General features: G+C 75.9%; 10 protein-coding genes. 5 read left to right on the top strand and 5 right to left on the bottom strand.

Features of this window, described 5'->3' with window-relative positions; genetic code table 11:
• Together EAO70_RS03910 and EAO70_RS03905 are read right to left on the bottom strand one after the other, a co-directional pair.
• The coding region (locus tag EAO70_RS03910; RefSeq protein WP_148001623.1) for an ABC transporter ATP-binding protein at positions 1–510 on the bottom strand (510 nt) is incomplete at its 3' end.
• On the bottom strand, positions 507–782 hold the full coding sequence (locus EAO70_RS03905) for an SHOCT domain-containing protein (protein WP_148001621.1): 276 nt from the start codon (positions 780–782) through the stop codon (positions 507–509). The genes EAO70_RS03910 and EAO70_RS03905, both read right to left, overlap by 4 nt.
• Before the next feature lie 200 nt (positions 783–982).
• Between EAO70_RS03905 and EAO70_RS03900 the strand changes: the two genes are divergently transcribed.
• Together EAO70_RS03900 and EAO70_RS03895 are read left to right on the top strand one after the other, a co-directional pair.
• Positions 983–1,567 carry a TetR/AcrR family transcriptional regulator gene (locus tag EAO70_RS03900; protein WP_148001620.1) on the top strand — a complete coding sequence of 195 codons (585 nt, stop codon included), beginning with the start codon at positions 983–985 and terminating at the stop codon, positions 1,565–1,567.
• Positions 1,568–1,623: 56 nt separating this feature from the next.
• A complete protein-coding gene (locus tag EAO70_RS03895; RefSeq protein ID WP_148001619.1) occupies positions 1,624–2,268 on the top strand; it encodes a DUF4865 family protein in 645 nt (214 codons plus the stop codon).
• Between the two features lie 46 nt (positions 2,269–2,314).
• Here EAO70_RS03895 and EAO70_RS03890 read toward each other — a convergent pair whose 3' ends face one another.
• Entirely contained in the window at positions 2,315–3,085 is a 771-nt protein-coding gene (locus EAO70_RS03890) for an SAM-dependent methyltransferase (RefSeq protein ID WP_148001618.1), read from the bottom strand.
• A 168-nt stretch (positions 3,086–3,253) separates the two neighbouring features.
• Between EAO70_RS03890 and EAO70_RS03885 the strand changes: the two genes are divergently transcribed.
• Both EAO70_RS03885 and EAO70_RS03880 read left to right on the top strand, forming a co-directional pair.
• Entirely contained in the window at positions 3,254–3,601 is a 348-nt protein-coding gene (locus tag EAO70_RS03885) for a hypothetical protein (protein WP_148001617.1), read from the top strand.
• Between the two features lie 95 nt (positions 3,602–3,696).
• Positions 3,697–4,170, top strand: coding sequence for an SRPBCC family protein (locus tag EAO70_RS03880; RefSeq protein WP_148001616.1), 474 nt, complete (start codon positions 3,697–3,699; stop codon positions 4,168–4,170).
• Positions 4,171–4,191: 21 nt separating this feature from the next.
• Here EAO70_RS03880 and EAO70_RS03875 read toward each other — a convergent pair whose 3' ends face one another.
• Positions 4,192–5,418 carry an ROK family protein gene (locus tag EAO70_RS03875; protein WP_148001615.1) on the bottom strand — a complete coding sequence of 409 codons (1,227 nt, stop codon included), beginning with the start codon at positions 5,416–5,418 and terminating at the stop codon, positions 4,192–4,194.
• A gap of 459 nt (positions 5,419–5,877) precedes the next feature.
• Positions 5,878–6,111, bottom strand: a complete 234-nt coding sequence (locus EAO70_RS03870; protein ID WP_148001614.1) for a hypothetical protein — start codon at positions 6,109–6,111, stop codon at positions 5,878–5,880.
• A gap of 285 nt (positions 6,112–6,396) precedes the next feature.
• Between EAO70_RS03870 and EAO70_RS03865 the strand changes: the two genes are divergently transcribed.
• The coding region (locus tag EAO70_RS03865; protein WP_261992642.1) for an MFS transporter at positions 6,397–7,037 on the top strand (641 nt) is incomplete at its 3' end.

The raw sequence follows: 7,037 nt of genomic DNA, 5'->3' as shown, positions 1-7,037 counted from the left end.
CGCGCGGGCGACGGCGACCCGCTGCTGCTGCCCGCCGGACAGCTCGCCCGGCCGGTGGTGGAGGCGGTCGCGGAGGCCGACGGTGTCGACGATCCGGTCGACGTGCTCCTGGTCGACGGGGCGGCCCGCGAGGGCCGAGGGCAGGGTGATGTTCTCGGCGACGGTGAGGGTCGGGAGCAGGTTGAAGGCCTGGAACACGAAGCCGATCCGGTCCCTGCGCAGCAGGGTGAGACGGCGGTCGTCGAGGGTGGCGAGATCGGTGTCGCCCAGGAGCGCGGCGCCGGAGGTGAGGGTGTCGAGCCCGGCCGCGCAGTGCATCAGGGTGGACTTGCCGGAGCCCGAGGGGCCCATGACGGCGGTGAAGCGGCCGACGGGGAAGTCGACGCTCACCCCGTCGAGGGCCCTGACCTCCGTGTCGCCGCGCCCGTAGACCTTCACGGCGTCGACGACACGGACGGCGGCGGGACCGGCCGCGGCTGCGGTCCGGAGGTGCTGCCCGGTGGCGGTCATGCCCGCTTCCCCCCGGTGTCGGGGCGACGGCCGAACTGCTCCTCCAGGACGGTCAGCCGGCGCCAGTACTCGTCCTCGTCGATCTCCCCCGCGGCGAAGCGGTGGCCGAGGAGGGTGAGGGGCGAGTCGCCGGCGGGCCCGTCGGACCGGCCGCGCCCGCGGCGCCATCCGGCGCGGCGGGCGACGGTGACGATGCCGGCGATCGCCGCCGCCCAGACGAGGGGGAAGAGGAGGACCCACGGGCCGGGGCCCGTGTGCGCGAGTGTGTTCATGGGGTTTCAGCTCCTCGGTGCGCCGCGGCCGGCACCCCGGGACGGGGGCGCCGCGAGCGGTGCGCTGCGATGGTCTTGCTCCGTGCTCCGAGACTCCCTCCGGACCGGGCCGCGGCGCGTCGTACGGGCAGCGGCACCGCGCGTACGACGCCGGGAGTACGTCGGGGTTCGGGCCCTGCTTCCGCTCTGTACCTACTGGTATGTACAGTGCGCTCATGAGCACCCCGGAGCGACTGATCGAGGCGACCCGCGCCCTCCTGTGGGACCGGGGGTACGTGGGGACGAGCCCCAAGGCCGTGCAGCGGGCGGCCGGAGCGGGTCAGGGCAGCATGTACCACCACTTCGCGGGCAAGTCCGACCTGGCGCTCGCCGCGATCCGGCGGACGGCCGAGGAGTTGGGCGCCGAGGTGGAGGCCCTGCTGGGCGGCGGCGGCACCGCGTACTCCCGCGTGGAGGCCTATCTCCTGCGGGAGCGGGACGTGCTGCGGGGCTGCCCGGTGGGCCGGCTGACCATGGACCCCGAGATCGTCGCCGACCCCGTCCTGCGGGCACCGGTCGACGAAGTGCTCGGCCGCGTCCGGGCGCGGCTCGCCGCCGTCGTCCAGGAGGGCCTGGACGACGGCGAGTTCGACACCCGGCTCGACGCCGAGGACATCGCCGCGACCATCCTGGCGACCGTGCAGGGCGGCTACGTCTCGGCGCGCGCGGCGGGGGCGCGGGACTCCTTCGACCGCGCGGTGCGCGGGCTGCTCGTCCTGCTGGCACCCCGTACGACCGGGAACTGACCGCGGCCCGCGCGCCGGCCGGGACACCCATCCACGAGCGACGACGGGAGCCTTCCGTGCACGTCATGCAGTACGAGATCACCCTGCCCGCCGATTACGACATGGGGATCATCGAGGAGCGGGTGGCCACCCGGGGCCATCTGCTCGACGACTTCCCCGGGCTCGGCCTGAAGGCGTACCTGGTGCGCGAGCGCGGGGAGGGATCGCCGGTCAACCAGTACGCGCCGTTCTATCTCTGGGCCGCGCCCGAGGGCATGAACGCCTTCCTCTGGGGCCCGGGATTCCAGGGCATCGTCGACGACTTCGGCCGGCCGGTGGTGCAGCACTGGACGGGTCTGGCGTACGAGGAGGGGCCCGCCTCCGCTGCGGTGCCGGTCACGGCGACGCGGCGCCGGACGCCGCTCGGGGAGGGCGCCGCGCCCGGCCGGGCCGTGGCGGACGCCGTGGCCCGGCACGCGCGCGAGGCGCGGCGGGACGGGGTGGTGGCGTCCGCCCTGGCGGTCGATCCGCGCCACTGGGAACTGCTCGCCTTCACCCTGTGGGCCGCAGAGGGAGACGGGGCAGGGGCCGGGGCCGGAGGACCCGCCGGTTCTGAGTCGCCCGCCGGTCCGGACTCGCCCGCCGGGGAAGGCGAGCGCTATCGCGTCCTTCACCTGTCCGCGCCGGACCGCGACCGGTTGGGAGCGGGCCGGCAGTGGTGAGCGAGAAGGCCCCGGGGGCCGGCCCCGGCGGGCCGCCGGCCCGCTGTCAGACGACGGCGACGAGCGTCAGGTACGCCATGCCCAGGACGCGCCGGTAGCCGTTCACCCACGTGGAGCGCTGCCGGTCGACGCGCTCGCGGGTCTCCGCGGCGAGCGGGTGGTCGGGGTGCGCGGCGAGCCACAGCTCGGTGTCGTGGCGGTAGCCCGACTCGAACTCCTCCCATTCCTCCGCCGTCGCCGTCTCGATCCACGCGGGCCGGAAGCCCGCCGCGATCGCGAGGTCGACCAGGGCGCCGAGGGAGGTGTGCTCCCCCGCGTGCGCGCCGGGCCACATCCCGGCCAGTTCCTCGTCCGTGGGCGGGCGCTCCCAGAAGCACTCCCCCAGCACCACCTGGCCCCCGGGCCTGACGAGACGGCGGAGTTCGCCCAGCGCGGCGGCGAGGTCGTACGGCTGCCCCGGGTCGCAGAGGGCCTGGCTCGATCCGTGGCAGAGCACCACGTCGGCGGGCCCCCGGTCGGTGCCGAGCGCCGACTCCTCGACGAACGCGACCCGGTCGGCGAGACCACGGGCCTCGGCGAGGGCCCGGCCTCGGGCGAGGTCCTCACCCTCGACGTCGATGCCGACGCCCGAGGCGGACGGCGTCGCCGCGACGACGCGGAGCAGCAACTCGCCCCAGCCGCAGCCGATGTCGAGCACGTCGGCGGGCTTCGCGGCCGCGAGCCGCCCGACCATGCGGGAGGCGCGGGCATCGGAGAGCGGACTGTGGAAGGTGAGACTGCCGAGACGCGGAGGAGGACCGGATTCGGAAGAGATCATGAAGGGGAACGGTACGGGTTCGGCTCACGCCGGACCACGGGATATCGCGCCGGGCGGCGGAGTGCGGCCGGGCACCGGGGCGGGGAGCGGGAGCGAGGGGCGGCGGTGACGGGTCGGACGGCGGAGATCGCGGTGCGGTGCGCGTGCGGGAGCGCGGCGGTGCGCCGGGTGAACCAGTTCGTGCTCCACGACGAGCTGTGGTGGGACGCGGAGTTCTCCTGTGACGCGTGCGGCGCCCACCTGTGCGAGCACGCGGGTGCGGAGCCGGCGCCGGACGACGTCCGCGCGGCGCTGCTCGCCGCCCACGGACCGGTCCGGTTGCGGCTGGTCGGCCCCCTGCCCTCCCGGCTCCCGGCGTTGAAGGTCGTGCGGGAGGTCCTGTCGGTGCCGCTGCCCCTGGCCCGCGAGCTGGTCGAGGAGCTGAGCCGCGAGGGCCTGGAGGGCACGGCGGCGGAGATGGAGTTCCTCGGCGGCCGGTTGCGGCGCGGCGGTGTTCCCGTCGACGCCGACCGGTAGCGGTCCGCCGCCGGCTCGTCCCGGCCACCAGCCGCGGCGTGGCCCCGGGGCACAGCGTCTCGCGTCGGGGAGGGATACGGCCTAGCGTGGGAGCCGTGTACACCACGCGCGTGTCCCGCCATGTCGACGCCCCGCCCTCGGCCGTCTACCGGGCGCTGCTCGATCCCGAGGCGGTCGCCCGATGGCGGGTGCCGTACGGCATGAGCTGCGAGGTCCACGAGTTCGACGCCCGCGAAGGGGGGACCTTCCGGGTGTCCCTCACCTACGAGACCGCCGACGGCGCGGGCAAGTCGGGGGCCCGCACGGACACGTACCACGGGCGCTTCGTGGAGCTCCTCCCGGACGAACGCGTCGTCGAGGTCACCGAGTTCGAGACGTCGGACCCGGCGCTCCAGGGGCCCATGACCCTCACCACGACCCTGATCGCCCTGGAGGGCGGCACGGACGTGGTCCTCCTCCACGAAGGGGTGCCCGACGGCGTGCCCGCCGAGGACAACGAGGCCGGTACGCGGACGGCCCTGGAGCGGCTGGCCGCGCTGGCCGAGGGCCGGCCCGATCCGGGGGCGTGACCGCCCGGGGCGCCGGGCCGGTCAGACCGGCTCGCGGCCGAGCGCGGCCAGCGGGTCGTCCAGGACCGGCTGCCACGCCAGCTCGGCCGCGCCGACGAGGCTGTTGTGGTCGAGGGTGCAGGGAAGGATCGGTACGCCGCCGCTGCGGCCCCACAGGCTCCGGTCGGCGACGACGGCGCGCAGGCGCTCCGGGTCGGCGTCCAGGAGCTCGCGGTGGAGGCCGCCGAGGATGATCCGGTCCGGGTTCAGGATGTTCACCAGGCCCGCGAGACCGAGGCCCAGACGGTCGATCAGCTCCCCCACCGCGACCCGTACGCCCGGGTCGTCGGGGCTGGTGCGCAGCAGGTCCCGGGACTGCTGGAGCAGGGACACCTCGGGGCCGGGGGCGCGGCCCGCGGCTGTGAGGAAGGCCAGCGGGTCGGTCTCGACGTCCAGGCAGCCGCGGCTGCCGCAGTGACAGGGCCGGCCCTCCGGGTTGACCGTGAGGTGTCCGACCTCCAGGGCGAGGCCCGCGCTTCCGGTGTGCAGGCGCCCGTCCAGCACGAGCGCGCCGCCGACGCCGCGGTGGCCGGTGGCCACGCAGAGCAGGTCGCGGGCGCCGCGGCCGGCGCCGTGGCGGTGCTCGGCCAGGGCGGCGAGGTTCACGTCGTTGCCGGTGAAGGCGGGGCCGTCGATGCCGGCGGCGCGTACCCGCTCGGCGAAGATCTCGCGGACCTGGGCGCCGGCGGGCCAGGCGAGGTGCAGCGGGTTCAGCGCGGTGCCCTCCGGCTCCGCCACGGCGGAGGGGGCGGCGAGCCCGGCGCCGACACAGCGGCGGCCGCTGTCCCGGAGCAGGCCGACGCCGGCCTCGACGACCGCGCCGAGGACCTGCGCGGGGTCGGCGGAGACGGTGACGCAGCCGGGGACGGTGGCCACGATGGAGCCGCCGAGGCCGACGAGCGCGGCGCGGAAGCCGTCGGCGTGGACCTGGGCGGCGAGGGCGACGGGGCCCTTCTCGTCGACGGCGAGGCGGTGGGAGGGGCGGCCCTGGGAACCCGCGGCAGCGCCGGGGTTGGAGTCCACGCGGATGAGGCCGAGGGCCTCCAGCTCGGCGGCGACCGCGCCGGCGGTGGCCCGGGTGACACCCAGCTCGGCGGTGAGGACGGCCCTGGTCGGAGCCCTGCCGGTGTGCACCAGCTCCAGCGCGGGGCCGAGCGCGTTGCGCCCCCTGTCCAGCCGTGTCCGGGTCGTCGTCGCCTTGCCGTTCATGGGGTGGAGTCTCCCATGATCGGAGGACGACCTGCCCCGCCGGGCGCCCCGCCGGGGGCGGGGGCGGCACCTGCGGACGAGGCCCGCGCCGGTCGACATCCACCGGCGCGCCGTCCCGGCGTACGGCAGGCGCCCGGGCCGTCTCCTTCGGATCCTGTCGGCCGCGCCCGTGGTGAGTGGCGCCGTACCCCGGCCGACGCGCCACGTCCGCCCGCCGGAACCACCGCGCTCCGGCCGACGTGTCACGTCCGTCCGTCGGAACCACCGCGCCCGGGCCGAGGCGTGGCTCCGTCCGCCGGGGCCGCCGCGCCCGGCGAGCGGGCGAGACCCGCGGGCGGGGCGGCCGGATTCCCCGTCCGGCCACCCCTCGCGGCGCGCTCCGCACCCGACGCGCGCCGCGTCCCACGCACGGCGGCCCGGGCGAGGCTGTGCCTCGCCCGGGCCGGCCGGCGGTGCGGGTCAGTGCGCGCCGAGGAAGGCGCCCTCGGCGCCCTTCTCCCAGCCCTTCTCCGAGCAGGAGCCGGTGAAGATCGTTCCGTACACGGCCGGGACGCCGGCCACCGCGCAGTGCGAGCTGAAGCCCGCGCCGCCGGCGGAGAAGTACCCCGCTCCGAATCCGTCGTCGGCGAGCGCGCCACCGGCGCCGCCCAGCAGGATGCCCACGGCCAGGACAGACGCGGCGAGAGAACGCATAGCTACTCCTCAAGAGCTCGGAATGACGGGCCGGAAGGTGCTCGTCTGCCGGTCAAACGCCCCGGGAAAAAGCGAGACACGGCGTCTCACTCCAATGCCGGGCAGCCCGTTCCCGGGGTCGCGCTCGCGCAGAAACGATGCTCTCCAACGGCCCGTTGGGGACCGCTCGCACCACGATGACCTGGCCTTCGTCACCCGTACGGCGGCCACGCCCGCGCGCGGTCCCCTCGCCTCGCGCACGCCGACGGCTTGATCGAGGCCCGGGGGTCCCCCTATCCTGAGTTTGTGCCGCTACTAAACAAAGTACGGACGGTTCCGGGGGCCACCGGCGGAGACACCGCCACCCATCCCCTGTCCCGCCTCCGCGTCGCCCTGACCCTCTTCTTCGCCCTCGACGGCTTCCTGTTCGCCGGCTGGGTCGTCCGGATCCCCGCCGTCAAGCAGCAGACCGGCGCCTCGGCCGGCGACCTCGGCCTGGCCCTGCTCGGCGTGTCCGCCGGTGCCGTCATCACCATGACGCTGACCGGACGGCTCTGCCGCCGCTACGGCTCGCACGCCGTCACCGTGGCCACCGCCGTACTCCTGTCCCTGTCGGTCGCCCTGCCCGCGCTGACCCGGTCGCCGCTCGCGCTCGGCCTCGTCCTGCTCGTGTTCGGGGCGGCGTACGGCGGGATCAACGTCGCCATGAACAGCGCGGCGGTGGACCTCGTGACCGCGCTCCGGCGGCCGGTGATGCCGAGCTTCCACGCCGCGTTCAGCCTCGGCGGCATGATCGGCGCGGGCCTCGGCGGGCTGCTCGCGGGCGGCCTGTCCCCGACCGCCCACCTCCTCGGCCTGACCGTGGTCGGACTCGCGCTCACCGCCACCCCCGGATGCGCGCCGAGGTCCTGCTCCAGGTGGAGGGCTCCCCAGTCGGCGAGGGCCCC

The sequence above is a fragment of the Streptomyces sp. adm13(2018) genome, assembly GCF_008042145.1.
Lineage (GTDB): Bacteria > Actinomycetota > Actinomycetes > Streptomycetales > Streptomycetaceae > Streptomyces.
The sequence above is the reverse complement of the archived record's forward strand: the minus strand, read 5'-3'. Positions and strand labels throughout refer to the sequence as shown.

Coding starts and splice junctions, on each gene's coding strand:
- EAO70_RS03905 (WP_148001621.1), bottom strand. CDS start 782: ATGAACACACTCGCGCACACGGGCCCCGGCCCGTGGGTCCTCCTCTTC.
- EAO70_RS03900 (WP_148001620.1), top strand. CDS start 983: ATGTACAGTGCGCTCATGAGCACCCCGGAGCGACTGATCGAGGCGACC.
- EAO70_RS03890 (WP_148001618.1), bottom strand. CDS start 3,085: ATGATCTCTTCCGAATCCGGTCCTCCTCCGCGTCTCGGCAGTCTCACC.
- EAO70_RS03875 (WP_148001615.1), bottom strand. CDS start 5,418: ATGAACGGCAAGGCGACGACGACCCGGACACGGCTGGACAGGGGGCGC.
- EAO70_RS03870 (WP_148001614.1), bottom strand. CDS start 6,111: ATGCGTTCTCTCGCCGCGTCTGTCCTGGCCGTGGGCATCCTGCTGGGC.